The sequence below is a fragment of the Nonomuraea sp. NPDC049158 genome (genome assembly GCF_040648335.1).
Classification (GTDB): domain Bacteria; phylum Actinomycetota; class Actinomycetes; order Streptosporangiales; family Streptosporangiaceae; genus Nonomuraea.
Genome location: NZ_JBEZDM010000028.1, coordinates 135,303 through 151,679 on the forward strand (window position 1 = coordinate 135,303; position 16,377 = coordinate 151,679).

Consider the following 16,377-nt stretch of genomic DNA (forward strand, 5'->3'; position numbering starts at 1 on the left):
TCCTGGCAGACCACGTCACCCCAGGGCCGAGATCGGGCCGGGCGCTTCAGCGCCGCTTTCCCCATGCGCACGAAGGAGCCACATGATCACAGATGTCGTCATCGCCGGCGGCGGCCCGAACGGGCTGATGCTGGCCTGCGAACTGAGCCTGGCAGGGGTCCGGCCGCTCGTGCTGGAGCGGCTACCTGAGCCCAGCCAGGAACCGAAAGCGAACGGATTGCTGGGCCAGGTCGTGAAGGTGCTCGACCACCGCGGGTTGCACGAACCTCTCAGCGGCAGCCCGGAGCCACCGCGGCCGAACTCCGCGTACTTCATGTTCGGCGCGATGGGCCTTGACCTGAGCCTGCTGGAGGACAGCCCCGTCTACGCCCTGCCGGTGCCGCAGCGACGCATCGTGCAGGTCCTGGAGGATCGAGCGATCGAACTGGGCGTGGAAATCCGGCGGGGACACGAGGTCGTGGGCCTGTCACAGGACGACGACGCCGTCTCCATCGACATCACGAGCCCGGACGGGGAGTACCAGCTACGGGCCCGATACCTGATCGGTGCCGACGGAGCCCACAGCGTCACGCGCAAGCTCTCCGGCATCGGATTCCCTGGCGTCACCTACGACCGGATGACCGTCCGCTCAGCGCACACGACCGTCCCCGCGGACTGGGTCGACCCCGCCAACGGCGCACTGAACGTGCCCGGCTACGGGGCCGTCATGCCGTTCCTGCCCCACCGTACCGAGCACGGAGGGTTCTCCTACGCGCCGATGCCCGGCCATCCACCGCTGGTCACCACTACCGAGTGGGACCAGCCCGCGGCTGACGCCCCGATGAGCCTGGAGGAGTTGCGGGCGAGCATCGGCCGCGTGCTCGGCGTCGACCTACCACTGGGGCCGCCCGACGGCGAAGGGCCGCACGCCTTGCGCCGGCTGACCGGCGGCAACACCCGGCTCGCCGAGAGGTTCGCCCATGGGCGGGTGTTCCTGATCGGTGACGCCGCGCACGTGTTCGCCGCCACCGGGGGCGGCCCCGGGCTCAACCTCGGCCTGCAGGACGCGATCAATCTCGGCTGGAAACTCGCCGCCGAGATCCGCAGAAGCGCTCCGCCCGGACTGCTGAACACGTACGAGCCTGAGCGGCGATCGGCCGCGCACCGCATGGTGGTGAACGCCCAGGCGCAGGCGGCGCTGATCGCCCCCGGCAGCGACGTCACCGGGCTGCGCGAACTGTTCACCGACCTGCTCCGCGACCCGAACACGGTACGGCGCCTGGCCGAACTCACCACGGGCGCCGACGTCCGCTACGACCTGGGCGAACCCGAGCCGCACCCGCTGGTGGGCCGCTTCGTCCCGAACCTGGAACTGCACACCCCGACCGGGCCCGTCCGGCTGGCCGAGCTGACCAGAACCGCACGCCCCCTGCTGCTCGACCTGACCGAAGGAGCATCGCTGGCACGGACACCTGCCCTGCGGCACGACCAGGTCGACATCGTCACCGCGCGCCCCCTGCCCCATGCGCCCACCGCCCTGCTCCTTCGGCCGGACTGCTACGTGGCCTGGGCATCCGCGTCGCCCCAACCGGATTCCGTGGCGCTCCGGGCAGCCTTGCAGCGATGGTTCGGGCCCATGTGAAAGACATCCACGTGTCAAGCTGAGTCGTACCGCATCACCACCACCTGCGAATCGCAGGTACGGGACTCGGCCAGCCGCAGGCCCAGTCGCTCGTCGCGCGGGACGAACAGCGGCCGGCCACCGCCCAGCACGACCGGGTGTACCGCGATGTGGTACTCGTCGATCAGACCATGGTCGGTGAGCGCGGCGGCCAGGCTGGAGCCGCCGGTGAGCAGCAGGTCCTTGCCGTCCTGCCGCTTGAGCTCGGCGACCTGCTCAGCGAGGTCGTCGCCGATGACCCGGCTGGCCCAGTCGGTCTCCTTCAGCGTCCTCGAGAAGACGATCTTCGGCGTGTCGCGCCAGCGAGGGGCGAACTTCAGGACGTGCGGGTGATCCGACATCGTCTCGGCATTCGGCCAGAAGGCCACCATGCCTTCCCAGACGCCGCGCCCGTACAGGAAGGTGTCGCACCGGTCGCCCAGCGCCTCGGAGTACGCCGACAGTTCCTCGCCCATCACGGGCCAGTCGAACTCGCCGTTCGGGCCGTCGATGTGGCCGTCGATCGAGGTGTGCACCCAGAAGATGATCTTACGCATGTCCCGTTCCTGTTCTCTTCTTCTCTTCGCTTTCGCAGGTAGGTCGTAGCCGTGGCGACGTTCTTCACATCAGGGGGAAGAATCTTCTTCGAGTTATCGCGCCGGCATCGGGGCCGGGCGCCGGCGGCCGAGCAGCGCCAGCAGACCGACCATGACCAGCCCCAGAATGGACAGCTCCAGCTTGTCGGCGAGGGTAGCGGCGTTGGCCACCACCCCGAACGCGGTGTGCCCCGCCAACGCCCCACCGGCCAGGCAGAGGCTGTGCCGGTCCGTCCACCCGCCGCTCGCCGTCCACCGGCGTACCAGCCACCCGGCCAGCACCGCGACCACCGCCGCGCCAAGCATCGGCACGGCCACCCAGCCACCGTGGGTGAAGGCGGGCTGAGCGGCCCCGCCGAACGGGAACAGCAGCGCCAGATACCCGAACCCCACCAACACCCCGAAGCCCCCCACCACCCAGGGTCCGGGTGGGGCGGCAGCGGACGCGTCGGGGACAGTGGGCGGGAGTACGCGCAGGGCCACCACCGCCAGCAGCACCACGGCGGCCACGCACCCCACCAGCACCGCGACCGGTGCCTGGTAGCCGGGGTCGATGGAGGTCGCCACGGTCACCCGCAGCAGCAGCCCGCCCAGCACGAACACCACTCCGGCCACCACGACCCCCGTCCGCTTCAGGTACGGCCGGTCGCGTAGGGACGGGAATGCCAGCTCGACCAGGAGGATCGGCAGCGCCACGCTGAACACGGCGTGGTAGGGCAGGTTGAGCTCGGTATAGGCGCTGTTCAGCCCGAGGAACCTCGGCGCCCACCCGGCCACCCCGTACATGGTGGGGCTGCTGAGCGCCTGCAACACCAGGCCCTCCTCGACGATGCCGTACGCCAGTCCGAGCAGCAGGATCGATGGCCAGCCCCCGCGGCGCCGTCGTACCAGCTCCCGGATCAGCACCGTGCCGGCACCGTAGATCGGGATCCACAGGAGCATCAGCCAGATCTGGCTGAGCGGCGGGTTGCCCAGGGTGAGCTCGGCGATGACCGGGGTGATCACCGCTAGCAGCAACGCGGCACGTCGGCCGCCCTTTGGTTTGGCGGGTCGGTTCATGGGGCCAGCGTGCCGGGCGGCGGGAGCCCGCCTCTACTGGCGGACGGCCGGAACGCGGCAGCCCAGGTTGCTTCCCCCAGACACTTCGGACACCTCTCTTGGTGACTTTGGTTGCTTGCTGCCGAGACCGAAAGCTCGGCCCGGTGGCTTCACGTTGAGCATTCCTTTAATTACTCGTAGTAATTGACATGTTCGATTCAACGACGGAGAGCGACCACATGAAGAAGGCTTTCGCGACAACCCTGCTCATACTGGGCACAGCGGGGATCGCCGGCCCCGCCTACGCCGACAACGACTCGAACTTCGGTGGCGGGGTCAACGCGGCGAACAACTGGAACTTCACCGCCGCGGCCGTCTGCCTCCAGGAGGTGGCGGTGGTGCCGGCCCTGGAAGTCTGGGTGGGCGATCACGTGAACAACTGCTCCAACGGCAACGTCATCGATCACAGCGGCAGGTAGGCGCGCTACTTGGCGCCTGCGCCCCCATGGCGCAGGCGCGGCGTCATCGCCACCAAACGCGCCCCCGCACCCCGCCCACCGCCGGTACGACGTTGCGATCCGACCGACCGGTAGGTAGTCTCATCCTCCACAGCCGACCGACCGGTCGGTAGAGAGATGTGATGGAGTCGCCATGGATGTCACCGGTACCGTCGCCACTGGCTTCGAGGCAGCAAGGGATGCCTTCACCCGTAATTTCACCTCGGGCGCCGAGGTGGGCGCGGGCCTTGCCGTCTACCAGCACGGAGAGCCGGTCGTGGACGTGTGGGGCGGCTACGCCGACCCCGACACCCATCGGCTATGGGAGCACGACACGCTCGCCGCACTGGCCTCGACCACCAAGACTTTCGCGGCGGGAGCGTTACTGCTGCTGATCGAGCGTGGCCAGGTGGACCTGGACGCGCCGGTTGCCCGCTACTGGCCGGAGTTCGCCCAGAACGGCAAGGGCGAGATCACCGTACGGATGCTGCTCAGCCATCGCGCGGGACTGCCGTCGATGGATGCCAGGCCGGTGACGTGGGAAGACCTCAGGGACTGGACGCCGATCACCGACACGCTGGCCGCCGCGAAGCCCGAATGGCCGCCCGGCACCGCGCACGGCTATCACGGTGTGACGTTCGGCCACCTGACCGGCGAGATCGTCCGGCGGGTGTCCGGGACGAGCCTGAGCGAGTTCTTCGCCCGCGACGTCGCCGCGCCACTGGGCGGCCTCGACTGCTACGTCCGCGTGCCCGACGCCGAGTCGCCGCGGATGGCCACCATGGTGGTCCCCGACGCCGAGCAGATCATGCTGGGGATGGAGGTGCCCGAGCTGGCCGACATGGTCCGGGCGCTGAACGACCCGACCACGCTGACGTACCGTTCCATGTTCGGCAGCGTCACCATCGACTGGGACGCCGCCAACGACCCGAAGACCTACCAGGTGGAGAGTCCGTCCATGGACGGCGTCGCCTCCGCCCCGTCACTGGCGCGCTACTACGCCGCATTGATCGGTGAGGTGGACGGCGTACGGCTCCTCAGCCCTCAGCTCGTGGACCAGGCGCGTCGGCCCTACGGCGACGGTATCGACGAAATCCTGCGGGTACGAACGTCGTGGGGACTGGGGTTCGCGCTGCCCGGCGGTCCGATGTGGCCCGCTCCGGAACAGGTCACGGGGTTGTTCGGGCACAGCGGCGCCAGCGGCTCGTTCGCCTTCGCCGACCCCGAACGTGGCCTGGCCTTCGCCTACGTCCCCAACCGCGGTTCCGAGCTGCTCGAAGGCGGCGACTTCCGGGTCCGCAGTCTGATCGAGGCGCTGTACGAAGGCAGGCTCTGACCATGCCGACACCGCGTTTCTCCACCGTTGCCGAGGCGTTCTCACACAGCATCGGCAAGGGCGACGACCGTGGCGCGGCGCTGGCATCGAGGGCGCCGACGCCAACGCCAGGCGGCCGGTGGCCCTCGCGTACGGCCCTCTCCCGTGATCACCGGTCCCGCGTGCTGAGCTGTGGATAGGCTGTGATCAGCTGAGAACCGAGCGCAGAGGATGGCAGTTGCCGCGTACCGAGCCGGGCGACACCCGAAGCCGCATCATCGAGACGGCACGGGAGCTGTTCACCACGCAGACCTACCGGGCCGCCTCGATGCGCGACATCGCGGAGCGGGTGGGCATCACCAAGCCCTCCCTCTACCACCATTTCCGCAGCAAGAGCGAGATCCTTGCCAGCCTGGTGCGCCCGCCCATCGACCAGCTCGAGTCGACGCTCGACGCCGCGGCGACTCGCTCCACCCAGGCGGATATCACGCGGCAGGTGCTCGGCGGCTGTCTCGACGTCATGCTGACCCACCGCGAGACCATGGCCCTGCTCCTGCGCGACGCCTCTGTGTACAGCGACGACACGACCGACGTCATGTCCCGGATGGTGACCATCGTCAACCGGGCCATCGGCCTGCTGGCCGGGCCCGATCCTGACTGGCGCCGGCGCGTACGCGCGGCCCAAGCGTTCGCCGCTGCCACCGATCCCATCAGCCAACTCGTGGACGTGCCGGTGGACGACCTGCGTACGGAACTCCTTCGCGGCGCGAGCGCGATCCTCGACCCCGAACCGATCGCCGAGCCTTAGCCGGCGAGATCTCGCCTGAACGGTTCCCTGGCAGTTAGCTGTGATCAACGCCATCATGGGCATCGTGACTCCGACACCTGGCGCGTTACAGGACGGCGACTTCTTCAAAGCGCCCGTCCCTGACGAGTTCTTCCCCATCAACTCGCTGGACGGGCAGGTCGTGGCATGGCTGCCCGTCCTCGCCGGAGTAGCGGCCGGGGTCGTTCTCGGCGTCGTAACCACCCTGATCATTCTTCGGGTGAGACGAAAGCGGTCTCTTGCTTCTTGAGGCATCGGGGCGCACCAAGCGAGCCATTATGATCTCGTTCATGAGCGAAAGGATCTTTCGGTCAACCGCTCGCGTACTGCTGGTAGATGCCGCCGATCGGCTCCTGGTCTACCGCGGGCTGCTGCTTCAGGTTGAGGAGCCTTTCTACGCCTGGTTCACGCCGGGGGGCGCCGTTGATCCTGGGGAAAACCTGCATCAAGCCGCCGCACGCGAGCTTCGAGAGGAACTGGGCCATGTCATCGCCCCCTCGACTCTTGGACCGGTCGTCGCGACCAGTTCGGGAACGTGGTCACTAGGCGGTGAGACGTTCAGCTCAGTGGATTCCTACTTCTTTCTCCGCGTCGGCGAGCTGGAGGTGGATACCTCCGGCATGGACGAGGAGGAACGGCGGGTGACCGACCGTTTCGAGTGGTGGACGGTTGCGCAGCTGAGGTCGACAGCCGAGCTCGTCGTCCCGGCGGGCCTGGCCGCGCTGATGGAGCTCCTGCTGCCGGGGGATCTTCCAGCTCAGCCAGTCGCGCTACCGTGGCATCTGCCCGGCGGCAACGTCTGAACGTTGGAAGCCATGGTCGCCTCCCGAGGCGGTGCGGTCGTGAACACCTCGTCGAGCTCGGGTCTGTCCGGCAAGCGCAACATGGCGCCTTACAGCTTCAGCAAGGCCGGGCTGGTCGGACTCACGCGCTCCGCCGCGATCGAGTACGCCGACCGGGGCATCCGGGTCAACGCGATCGCGCCCACGGCTGTGCGCACCCCGCTGATCGAGGCGCACATCGCGCAGGCGCCCGACCCGGAGGCCATGGAGCGGTTGCTGACCACGCAGACGCCCATCCCCGGGCTCCCGACGCCCGAGGATGTGGCTGCGGTCGTCGCCTTCCTGCTCTCGGACGAGGCCCGTTGGATCACCGGGCTGACCGTCCCCGTCGACGGCGGCTACCACGCCATCTGACGGCCTGCCCCCGTCCTGTGGGCCGTCTGCCACGCGATTGGCAAACCACCTGAATCGAACTCTTGGCGAGCGGCATACCAGCAGGTCACCCTAAGCGAGTTCGGTTCAGTGAGACAGGGGTCACACATGAGGGCGATCGAGCGCCATGTTCGGCCCGGCCCGCGTCCCAAACGACAAGATCCCGCCTGATCGCTTCCCGGACCACCGATGATCGTTTCCCAGGCGGCCCTCAAGCTGAGGTTCGCTCATTCACCTGGTCCGCCGCGCGGACATCAATCACCCTCGCGCAGCCGTCCGCCAACCGTACGAAGTAGTCGGGCGCGTGACGGCGAGCCTCACCGTCACGCCAGTGCAGTCAGAACGGCTGCGAGGCGATCCCTACCACCTGCGGATCGAAGTCCAGCAGGATCAGCCGATCCCGCTCCAACCATGATTCGTAGCCGACATGATCATGGGTCGTCGCTGACCAGTACCAGCCCGCGAAGCCCCGGCCTCCCTTGGCCCAGCGGAACTCCCGCACTGGCGGCACATGCTCAAACCGTGTCCTCCAGCCGTCGCCTAACCGGGTCCGCGGTCGCCGTTCGCCATCGAAGAAGTCCAGGTCAAAAGCGCCGAGCGTGGGATCGCCGTACGCACCCGCCTGTTCCCTCACCATCTCTCCTGGAACTCGGGTGTCCCTTCCGAATGAAGTTGGCCGGGAGGGACACACGCTGACTTGCGGCACGTCACCTTGGTTCGGACGGTTCCACGCCTACCGCCACGGCGTCCGCTATATCGCCGAGCCGGGTGGTTCGATCCGGTCCGCGGAGGTGCAGGACGCCTGCCGGGAGCACCAGATCGCGCTCGCCCGTACCGGCCTTCGGCTGTTCCACCATTGACGATGCATGGCCTGAAGGATCTTTAAGCCCCGTAGTGACCGCCGTTCACAGTGTGGAGTGGTTGGGCTGCATGGCGTGAATGCGGCTGGCGGGTACGGCTGCTTCTCCTCTGGGAGGCAATGGTGACGTCACTGTTGGAACACGCGTGGCCCAGGCCGAGACGGCTGCGCTACGGCAGGCCGAGGACTTGCGGGCGCAACTGGCCGCGGTCGAAGAACGACTGCGGCGCCTGGCCATCACGCGCGAGACGCTGACAGAGCTCACCGACGATCACCTCAGCGACGCCGACATTCCTGAAAGCGACGACGCGGGCGCCGAGGAGGAATCGTCCGAGCTGGCTCGCCTCGACCCCGCGGCCTGCCCCCACAGCCCGACCTGAAGGCCGGCGAACTGCCGAAGATCTGCCGCCAGCACACCATCACCCTGAACAACGACATTCCGGGAAGCACCGACCGTCGATGAGCTCGAGCGGCGGGCGCTACAGCATGCTCAGCAGAATGGGGGCGGCGTTCATGGCACCGTGAACAACAAGGATGGGCCACATCAGTCGGTATCGGCTCCACAGATAGCCGAGGAACAACCCCTGCACTCCTTGATTGACGAAGGCCGAAGCGAGGTCTGCGGGGAGGTGCCCCGCGCCCTGGATGCCGACATGCCAGGCCGCCCAAAGCAGGGAAGCCAGCACGATGGCGGGCCAGCGGCCGAGGATGCGCTCCCATCGGGTCTGAAGCCAACGCCGATAGAAGACCTCCTCGAGCAGGCTGTTGACGACGAACACGACGGCGAAGGTGATCAGCAACGTGACGGGGTCGACAGTCGCCGCATAGTTGCTGGGCGGCACGGCCAGCGGGCCTGTGTAGGTGAAGGCGAGCCAGGCGACCACCGGCACTATGGGACCGTAGTGACGCCAGGTCGCAGGAGTTTCATGGATGAGGCCTTGACCTGTGGAATCGCGCCGTGACAACCAGAACAGCAGTGCGGGTGCGGCGAGCAGGAAGCCGAGTTTCAGCAGCGTGTGGATCGGTTCGCCGCCACCTGACAGCCAAAGCACCACGGTGAAGAGTACGGCTGATGTCAACAGGGCGATGGCCTGGAGGTGAAGCCCGCGGCCTGCCGGCGCACCGCCGACGAAGGTCGTCTTGGGCGGCAACAGTCGGATGAGCATCAGTCCGGCCAGGGCCGGGATCCAGCGGTGCCACATGGGTACGGTGCCGGTGTGATCAGCCGAATAGCGGAGGCTGGTGTCGCCGTTGAGCGCTAGCCATAATGCCGATCCGGCGATCAGGGTCAGGCCGGTGACCAGAAGGCCCAGCCCCAGGGCCGGGTGACTCAGAGAGGGCCGCAATGTCTTATTTCGCACGCTTGTACTTTAAAGGAAACCGTACGGGTGTGCTGTAATAGGGGCATGCCCAAGGTCGTAGACCACGAGCAGCGACGCGAAGAACTCGTCCGCGTGGTGTGGGAGATCATCAGTCGGGACGGGATCGAAGCAGCCACGGTCCGCAAGGTCGCCGAGGCAGCAGGTGTCTCGGTCGGCGGACTGCGGCACTACTTCGACAATCAGCGCGGCCTGCTCAGCTTCGCGGCGCAGGCAGTCGCCAGAAGCGTCGGCAATCGCATCAGCGGCCACCTCCTCGATGCGGACCTGCAGGGCATGCAGCGCGCCCAGCTCATCCTTGAAGAGCTTCTTCCACTCGACGACAACCGCCGCGTCGAGGTGGACGTGTGGCTGGCATGCCTAGTGCGCTCTCACGTAGATGATTCTCTGGCCGAGCTGCGCCATGCGGGCTGGTCAGGGGAACGCCACATCTGCCGCCTGGCAGTCGCCTCCTGTCACGGCCTGCCGCTCCCCGATCGCCTGGAGCAGGAGCTCGCCGAGGCCCGCCTGGAAGGTCAGGCCATGCGACTCCACGTGTTCATCGACGGCCTCACGCTCCAGACCGCGACCTACCCACACAAGTTCACCCCCCAAGTCGTGCACCAGATCGTCCACGAAGAACTGTGCTGCCTCATCGAGACTGCCGACGATGGGCAGTGTGGCGCGGATCCTGTCGCGTTGAGGGTGAAGCAGCAAAGTCGTTTGCGACGATAGCGACGCGGTAACGGCTGGTCCGCCTGTCCCCGGCGAAGTTGCCGGACGGGCTGAGGTGGAACGACAAGGCGGCCGGCTTCGTCGGCTACGGCCTGCATGGCGCGACCCGCGCCCATCCGGTCATCCCAGCCAACGTTGGATCGCCGTCCGGAGCGATGCGCGGGACTCCGCGTCCGGCTGCGGAACGTCGGAGGCCCATGCCACATATCCGTCGGGCCGCAGCAGCAGCGCCGAACACGGTACAGCGGAGCCGGGCAGTGCCGCGGTCGCGGGGTACCCCCAGTCGCCGCCGGTGAAGTCGATCAGGTGCGGGCGGCCGTCCCTGGCCAGCTCGGCGAGCCGGACACCGTCTTTGAGGTCCAGGTCGGGAGCCCACCGACCGGCCAGCGGATGGTTGACGCCCACGTCGTAGCGGATGTCGGCGCCCGACATCAGGTCGGCGATACGGCGGACATTGCGCGGGTCGCCGAGGAGTTCGGTGAACAGCGCGCGCAGGCCGGTGACCGGGCTGCCCGGGGCGATCAGCGCGGACTGGGCGCGCGAGGACATGACCACCCGCTCGGCGACCGGGCGTCGCTCGGACTCGTAGGTGTCGAGGAGACCGGTGGGGGCTGTGCCGCGCACGTCGGCCGCGAGTTTCCAGCCGAGGTTGACCGCGTCTTGCAGGCCGAGGTTGAGCCCGGGCCCGCCGATCGCCGAGTGCACGTGGGCGGCGTCGCCGACCAGCAGCACCCGGCCGTCTCGGAAACGCTCGGCCAGGCGGGTGTTGCCGCCGTTCAGCTTGCGCATCAAGTGCGGCCCTTGGCCGTCGGGCGGGCCGAAAGCGATGTCGACACCGAGCACGCGGCGGGCACTGGCCTGCAGTTCCGCGAGCGTGAGCGGCCCCTCGGCGTCCTGTCCGTTCCACTCCATGGTGGAGATCAGCGGTGCGGGGGCGCCCGACAGGGGCGCGTACACGAACAACCCGTGCTCGGTCCGGTGGTGCAGGAACGGCGGGATGGGTCCGTACCCGGGAATGTCGAGCCCACCGGTGACCGGATCGACGAGCTCGGCCGGCACGGCGGCGTGCGCGGTGCGCGCGATCGTCTCGTCGGTCGTCACGCCGGGGAAGGCGATCCCGGCCAGCTTGCGTACGATGCCATGCCCGCCATCGGCACCGATCAGGTAGCGCGTTTCGATCGTGTACGGCCCGGCCGGCCCGCTGACCTGGAGGGTCACGCCATCCGCGTCCTGGGTGAATCCGGTGAGCTCGTGGCCGCGCCGGATCTCAACATGGAGCTCGACGGCCCGTTCCTCCAGCATCTGCTCGATCCTGAGCTGCGGGACCTGGAGGAGGTAGAGGGGGCTGTCGTCCAGCACACTCAGGTCGAGGGGCAACCCGCCGAAGACGAATCCGGGAGCGGGCCGGGGTGGGTCCTGGTTTCCGGCGAGTCGCTCGTACAGGCCTCGCCGGTCGAGCATCCGTACCACCTGGCCGACCAGGCCATTGGCGCGGTTCTCCTGGGTGCGCTCCGGCAGGCGCTCCAGGACCAGGGGGCGGACTCCGGCCAGGCTGAGCTCGCAGGCCAGCATCAGGCCGTTGGGCCCGGCTCCGGCGATGACGACATCGGTGACCATGGCGCTCCTTCGGGCATGACGGATCGACCGGCGACAGGCCGGCTGATCCTCGATAGGAAAATGGGGAAGGTCTGGGAAAGTCAGGGCGTGGGCAGGCCGGCGGCGACCTGGCCGAAGGCGTCGCGCAACAGCTCCTCGAACGGTGCCGGCGCATCGCCGTGGAGCCACAGATGGATGGCCGCGAGGATGGCGGCGCCGACCGCGCCGGCGACCAGATGCGGATACAGATCACGATCGGTATCGGTGCCGGTGCGCTCGGCGACCGCCGCGGCCAGCGCATCCACCGCGGCCATGTGGGCCTTGAGGAACTCGCCCCGGTGCTCCGGATGCTGGGTCATCAGCTTGACCCCGGCGATCCAGCGCTCGTCGGCCGGGCGCTCGCCCTCTTGCATGCCAAGCGCGAACCGGGCGAACACGGCGTTGGTGATGGCCTCCCACAGGGGTTCGCCGTCCGGCCTCGACCGCAGCTCCTCAGCGATCTGGACCGCTCGGTCGAAATGCCTGGCCGTGATCGCCTCGCCCTTGCTGGAGAAGTAGTTGTTGAACGTACGGTGCGAGACACCCGCCTCGGCGGCGATGTCCTCCACCTTGACGTTGTCGAAGCCGCGCTCGACGGTCAGCTTGATCGCCGCCCAGCTCAGCGCGATCCGGGTTTCTTCCTTCTTGCGCTCTCTCAGCCCCACGCGAACACTCTACCAAAATTTGCGAGGCGCGCAAAGATACGAGTCACGCAAAGATACGAGTCACGCAAAGATGCGTGGCTCGCATGTATGCGGTGGCCTTGCTCGACATCCCCCCTTCGCGCCGCCAAATCGAGCGGCTCGGCCGCGCGCACTGGGACGCCCAAGTCGGCGATCTCCCGACGATTCGTCGCCGCCACCGAGCGCGTCCTGGCGGAGATGATGTCGGCTGACCCGTCCCATCTGGACTTGGCCGTGCTGATGCTGGACGGGGTGCACTTCGGCGAGCACACCTGCGCCGTCGCGCTCGGGATCGGCATCGACGGCACCAAACACCCCCTCGCGCTGGTCGAGGGGTCCACCGAAAACGCCACGCCGGCCCGTGAATCCGTGGCTTCCAAACCAGGACGAACCAGATTCGGGAACCCCCGAAACGACAAGATCCCGCCTGAACGCGATGATCAGACGGGATCCCGTCAACTTCAGCCCAGCCGTCTCAAGAACGGCCCCTGGTGGGGTGTTCACGAATAGGTGCGGGCCGGGACAACAGAGAGGCCGAGAAGATCGCTTCCCACGAGGACGTTGATCGTTTCCCAGGTCTACATGGAATCGGTCGGGCCCCGGAGAATGAGGTCGAGTACGGCCTTGCCTGGAACACGGCGGCCGAGGAGGGCATCGATCGCCTCATCCACGCGTTCCCAGGAGCCGCGCCACCCGATCTGCGGATCGAGTTCCCCTTTCTCCAGCAGGTGGATCAGGTAGGCGAGATCCAGTCCGAAGGGAGCGGCTACGGTGAAGGGCTCGAGACGCTTGAGAACGCCTTTCATCCGTTCTTCCTCGAAGTCGATGATGGTCGGCTCGCGGGATGCCCATCCGATGGACAGGGCAATGCCGCCGTCTTCCAGGGCCCCGAACGCCTCGGTCAGCAGGTTGCCGCCTACGTTGTCGAGTACACCGAAGACGGGTTCGGCGGGCTTGGCCGTACCGGCGAGGATTTCGCCGGCGCCCAGGGCCTGCAACCCCTCGGCACGTTCAGGACTGCCCACGGAGGCGATCACGTGCGCGCCTGCCCGCGCGGCCAGTTGCACGGCGAATCGTCCGACGCCGCCCGATGCGCCGGTGACCAGCACCCGGCGGCCGAGCACCGGTCCCAGCCGACGCACCGCCTGCAGGGCGGTGACGCCGGCCGCCGGAAGGGCGCTTGCGGCGGCGAGGTCCACAGCGGGGGGCACGACGGTCAGGTTCGTCGTATCGACGGCTCGTCGTTCGGCCCATCCGCCGGTTCCTGCGAACGAGGTGACGCGCGCACCCTGCGGTGGCCCCGAGCCGTCGGCGGCGGCCTGGACTACGGTGCCCGCCGCGTCCTTGCCGAAGACGTCGCCGGGACGGAGTTGCCGGGCGGCGAAGGCGAGCTCGCCGAAGTTCAATGAGGCCGCTTCTACCTTGATCAGCGCCTGGAACGGGTGCGGTTGGGGTTCGTCGACCTCACCGAAACGCACGCCGTGGGCGGTGTCGGGATCGTAGATCAGGGCTCGCATCCAGGGTTCTCTCAATCTTAACTAACCGACTAGTTTGGTTGGGATAATAACAGACTGAACTAACCGGTTAGAATGGACGCATGTCGCCTACGTCACCCGCTCGTGACCGACTGCTGAAAGCGGCTCGTGAGCTGTTCTACGCCGATGGCTATGGTGTTTCAGTCGACGCCATCACCGATCGTGCGCACGTCGCCAAGCCGACCGTGTATGCGCACTTCAAGTCCAAAGATGAGCTCATCGGCACCATGCTTACCTCGGCGTGCGAGGAATGGTTCACCGAGTTGAACGCCGAACTGGAACAGCGCGATGGCGACCCGCTGGCACAGCTGCTGGCGCCATTCGACCTGTTGACAGCGAGCCTGCCCGACCCCGCGTACCACGGTTGCATCCTGGTGAACAGCGCCGCAGCCTTCCTGTCCGCCGACCACCCGGCCCATCACGCTCTGGCCACCCATGATGAGCGCATGTTGACGCTCTTCGAACACCTGGCCGCCAAGGCGGGCGCCGCAAAGCCGGCCGATCTGGCCCGGCAACTCCTGGTGCTCTACGACGGGGTCAAGGCCCGCGGCCTGGTCGACAACACCGGCGGCGCAGCTCGCGATGCTCGCACAGCTGCGGCTGCTCTCCTTCAATCACACAGCGGCGGCACCCGCCCACGACAAGGGCCGGAGACAATGTGATCGTTTTCTGCGTGGCGGCATGAATACGCTGAGCTGTCCGGGCAGATGGAGGAGCTGCAGGAGCGGTTGGCCGTGGCGCGGCATCGCCTGGAACGGCCGTCCAGGGGTGTTCACGAGTTGGTCTGACCTGGAACGGAGTGGAGGCTCGGAAGATCGCTTCCCAGGACCTTTGTGATCGTTTCCCTGGAGGAGGGGGATGTTCGTCGTTCTAGGAGGGCAGCCAGGAGGGCCACCAGGGCAGGACACAGTTGCCTGGTGTGCCTTGGGTGGCCAGGTACAGGGTCAGGGCTACCGGCCCGGCGGCCGAGACGACGATGGTGAGTGCCAGTAGAAGGAGTTCCAGCCAGATGCGGCCGGCCAGCGTGGCAGCCGGGCGAGTAGTTGGAAAGGCAGTGAGATGAGCGCCGACACCATCGAGACAACCGGGAAGAGAACGAGGCGGCTCGCTGCCCAGATGGACCCGGCAAAGTTCTCTCCCGCGCTCAGGTGGCCGGCGCAGTAGACGTGCGCGCGAGCTACCAGATGAAGCTCGAGGAAGGTTCCGACGGTCGCGAACGCCAGGGGGATGATCGCGGGGAATGCGCAGCCGAAGGCCCAGCGAATGTCGCTGGCTTCCGTCGAGCGCCTTCTTCGATTGATCACGGCGCCATCAAAGCAGGCCGGTATGTGCCTGGTGCGTAGTCAATGTGGAGATCCGGTGCAAGGCGGCTCGGACATGAACCCAGAAGTGGCTTTGCCGGGATTGAGTTGATCGTTTCCCAGGCCGGAAGCCAAGGTGGTTTCTCCTCAAATCCTCAACCTTGACCGCCCATTTCGATCTTGACACGATGCCTGCCATGAGTGTCGGCCTCATCATCGCCATGCCCCTCCGCCAGTGGGGGCTCATCGACGGATGCATGGACAACGACGCGAGCGTCGAGACGGTGGACGGCAGTCGCCAGCGGGCCGACCTTGCGCGCAGCATCCGAAGGGCCGGTTGGGATCAGATCGCCCACTGGACACCCGGCGTTCCAGGCTCCGGCGAGTGGCCACCGCCGGACGAGATCGTGAAACCCAAACTCACGCCCGCTCAATGGCTTCTCACGATTGACGTCCTCAAACGCTGGGCCGCAACCAGTGAGCGGGTGGGACATCACGACACAGCCGCGCAGGAACGTGAGCTTCAAGGCATGATCGTTTCTCGACTCCAAGCCCATGGCATCCACGTTCCACCCGATCGGCGATGATCAGACGGATCCCGTCAACTTCAGTCCAGCCGTCTCAAGAACGCCCCTTGTGGGGTGTTCACGCGTGTGGTTGAGCAGTGACGATGACGCCCTGGCGAAGATCGCTTCCCAGCCGAGCGTTCAGGGGTTCAGCGTGCTGCGTCGGGCATGCGGACTGTTGTGTACGGGGGCCTTCCCCCACGCCCACGACGATGGGGGTCACTGCATAGTGGTTTCGGTCGTTTGCCTGATATGCGCGTTACGCAGCAGGATTAGCTTGGTCATGTAACGGCGCAGGACGAGAGCCTCAGCAAGGGCGCCCAATGGGCCGGCGGGCGCCGCGAAGTCGACGATGTCTTTCATGAGGGTCGCCTCGACGCCGCTGTCGCCCTCGTGTATCGATTCGAAGGTGTGCGCGTGGCACCAATACCGAAATGGGCCGCTTACCTGTTCGTCGACGAAGTACGAGGGCCGGATGTAGGCACTGAGGCATTTTCATCCCCGAAGCAGCGGTCCGCTGGTCACGGCATGATCGCGAACTAGGCGTTCGCCTGACGACGCAAGAAACCCCTGGTAGATG

General features: G+C 67.1%; 20 protein-coding genes and 1 pseudogene. 12 read left to right on the forward strand and 9 right to left on the reverse strand.

What is annotated here, in order from left to right:
• Window positions 1–82 precede the first annotated feature (82 nt).
• The gene (locus AB0B61_RS41875) at window positions 83–1,621 is read left to right on the forward strand and encodes an FAD-dependent monooxygenase (RefSeq protein WP_358444629.1); all 1,539 of its coding nucleotides are present in this window, start codon (window positions 83–85) and stop codon (window positions 1,619–1,621) included.
• Between the two features lie 14 nt (window positions 1,622–1,635).
• Here AB0B61_RS41875 and AB0B61_RS41880 read toward each other — a convergent pair whose 3' ends face one another.
• Together AB0B61_RS41880 and AB0B61_RS41885 are read right to left on the reverse strand one after the other, a co-directional pair.
• Window positions 1,636–2,196, reverse strand: a complete 561-nt coding sequence (locus AB0B61_RS41880) for a dihydrofolate reductase family protein (RefSeq protein WP_358444632.1) — start codon at window positions 2,194–2,196, stop codon at window positions 1,636–1,638.
• Between the two features lie 93 nt (window positions 2,197–2,289).
• Complete coding sequence (locus tag AB0B61_RS41885; RefSeq protein ID WP_358444634.1) at window positions 2,290–3,294, reverse strand: hypothetical protein; 1,005 nt, start codon at window positions 3,292–3,294, stop codon at window positions 2,290–2,292.
• 218 nt (window positions 3,295–3,512) lie between these two features.
• Between AB0B61_RS41885 and AB0B61_RS41890 the strand changes: the two genes are divergently transcribed.
• The 6 genes from AB0B61_RS41890 (at window position 3,513) to AB0B61_RS41915 (ending at window position 7,107) form a co-directional block, all read left to right on the forward strand.
• A complete protein-coding gene (locus AB0B61_RS41890) occupies window positions 3,513–3,752 on the forward strand; it encodes a hypothetical protein (RefSeq protein ID WP_358444636.1) in 240 nt (79 codons plus the stop codon).
• Window positions 3,753–3,924: 172 nt separating this feature from the next.
• Window positions 3,925–5,106 carry a serine hydrolase domain-containing protein gene (locus AB0B61_RS41895; RefSeq protein ID WP_358444638.1) on the forward strand — a complete coding sequence of 394 codons (1,182 nt, stop codon included), beginning with the start codon at window positions 3,925–3,927 and terminating at the stop codon, window positions 5,104–5,106.
• Window positions 5,107–5,323: 217 nt separating this feature from the next.
• A complete protein-coding gene (locus tag AB0B61_RS41900; protein ID WP_358444640.1) occupies window positions 5,324–5,893 on the forward strand; it encodes a helix-turn-helix domain-containing protein in 570 nt (189 codons plus the stop codon).
• 40 nt (window positions 5,894–5,933) lie between these two features.
• Entirely contained in the window at window positions 5,934–6,161 is a 228-nt protein-coding gene (locus AB0B61_RS41905; RefSeq protein WP_358444642.1) for a hypothetical protein, read from the forward strand.
• A 40-nt stretch (window positions 6,162–6,201) separates the two neighbouring features.
• The gene (locus AB0B61_RS41910) at window positions 6,202–6,714 is read left to right on the forward strand and encodes an NUDIX domain-containing protein (protein WP_358444644.1); all 513 of its coding nucleotides are present in this window, start codon (window positions 6,202–6,204) and stop codon (window positions 6,712–6,714) included.
• A 12-nt stretch (window positions 6,715–6,726) separates the two neighbouring features.
• Window positions 6,727–7,107, forward strand: coding sequence for an SDR family oxidoreductase (locus tag AB0B61_RS41915; protein ID WP_358444697.1), 381 nt, complete (start codon window positions 6,727–6,729; stop codon window positions 7,105–7,107).
• Window positions 7,108–7,462: 355 nt separating this feature from the next.
• Here AB0B61_RS41915 and AB0B61_RS41920 read toward each other — a convergent pair whose 3' ends face one another.
• Window positions 7,463–7,762, reverse strand: a complete 300-nt coding sequence (locus AB0B61_RS41920; protein WP_358444647.1) for a hypothetical protein — start codon at window positions 7,760–7,762, stop codon at window positions 7,463–7,465.
• A 368-nt stretch (window positions 7,763–8,130) separates the two neighbouring features.
• Between AB0B61_RS41920 and AB0B61_RS41925 the strand changes: the two genes are divergently transcribed.
• On the forward strand, window positions 8,131–8,364 hold the full coding sequence (locus tag AB0B61_RS41925; protein WP_358444650.1) for a hypothetical protein: 234 nt from the start codon (window positions 8,131–8,133) through the stop codon (window positions 8,362–8,364).
• 99 nt (window positions 8,365–8,463) lie between these two features.
• Here AB0B61_RS41925 and AB0B61_RS41930 read toward each other — a convergent pair whose 3' ends face one another.
• The gene (locus tag AB0B61_RS41930) at window positions 8,464–9,345 is read right to left on the reverse strand and encodes a type II CAAX endopeptidase family protein (protein ID WP_358444652.1); all 882 of its coding nucleotides are present in this window, start codon (window positions 9,343–9,345) and stop codon (window positions 8,464–8,466) included.
• A 45-nt stretch (window positions 9,346–9,390) separates the two neighbouring features.
• Between AB0B61_RS41930 and AB0B61_RS41935 the strand changes: the two genes are divergently transcribed.
• On the forward strand, window positions 9,391–10,077 hold the full coding sequence (locus tag AB0B61_RS41935) for a TetR family transcriptional regulator C-terminal domain-containing protein (RefSeq protein WP_358444655.1): 687 nt from the start codon (window positions 9,391–9,393) through the stop codon (window positions 10,075–10,077).
• 120 nt (window positions 10,078–10,197) lie between these two features.
• Here the strand turns inward: AB0B61_RS41935 and AB0B61_RS41940 are convergent, their stop codons facing one another.
• Both AB0B61_RS41940 and AB0B61_RS41945 read right to left on the reverse strand, forming a co-directional pair.
• Entirely contained in the window at window positions 10,198–11,694 is a 1,497-nt protein-coding gene (locus AB0B61_RS41940) for an FAD-dependent monooxygenase (RefSeq protein ID WP_358444657.1), read from the reverse strand.
• An 80-nt stretch (window positions 11,695–11,774) separates the two neighbouring features.
• Window positions 11,775–12,377: a TetR family transcriptional regulator gene (locus AB0B61_RS41945; protein ID WP_358444660.1), complete on the reverse strand. Its 603-nt coding sequence runs from the start codon at window positions 12,375–12,377 to the stop codon at window positions 11,775–11,777.
• Between the two features lie 138 nt (window positions 12,378–12,515).
• On the opposite strand from AB0B61_RS41945, the pseudogene AB0B61_RS41950 reads away from it, so the two are divergent.
• Window positions 12,516–12,749 (forward strand): annotated as a pseudogene (locus AB0B61_RS41950) (IS256 family transposase); the annotation flags it as partial.
• A 224-nt stretch (window positions 12,750–12,973) separates the two neighbouring features.
• On the opposite strand, the gene AB0B61_RS41955 reads toward AB0B61_RS41950, so the two are convergent.
• Window positions 12,974–13,912, reverse strand: coding sequence for a zinc-binding dehydrogenase (locus AB0B61_RS41955; protein WP_358444663.1), 939 nt, complete (start codon window positions 13,910–13,912; stop codon window positions 12,974–12,976).
• Window positions 13,913–13,992: 80 nt separating this feature from the next.
• Here AB0B61_RS41955 and AB0B61_RS41960 point away from each other — a divergent pair, with 80 nt between their 5' ends.
• Window positions 13,993–14,592 (forward strand): TetR/AcrR family transcriptional regulator, encoded by a 600-nt coding sequence (locus AB0B61_RS41960; protein ID WP_358444666.1) that lies wholly within the window; start codon window positions 13,993–13,995, stop codon window positions 14,590–14,592.
• A gap of 288 nt (window positions 14,593–14,880) precedes the next feature.
• Here AB0B61_RS41960 and AB0B61_RS41965 read toward each other — a convergent pair whose 3' ends face one another.
• Window positions 14,881–15,234 (reverse strand): hypothetical protein, encoded by a 354-nt coding sequence (locus tag AB0B61_RS41965; RefSeq protein ID WP_358444669.1) that lies wholly within the window; start codon window positions 15,232–15,234, stop codon window positions 14,881–14,883.
• A gap of 194 nt (window positions 15,235–15,428) precedes the next feature.
• Between AB0B61_RS41965 and AB0B61_RS41970 the strand changes: the two genes are divergently transcribed.
• Complete coding sequence (locus AB0B61_RS41970) at window positions 15,429–15,818, forward strand: hypothetical protein (protein ID WP_358444672.1); 390 nt, start codon at window positions 15,429–15,431, stop codon at window positions 15,816–15,818.
• Between the two features lie 198 nt (window positions 15,819–16,016).
• Here the strand turns inward: AB0B61_RS41970 and AB0B61_RS41975 are convergent, their stop codons facing one another.
• Window positions 16,017–16,160, reverse strand: a complete 144-nt coding sequence (locus AB0B61_RS41975) for a hypothetical protein (RefSeq protein WP_358444674.1) — start codon at window positions 16,158–16,160, stop codon at window positions 16,017–16,019.
• Window positions 16,161–16,377: the final 217 nt, after the last annotated feature.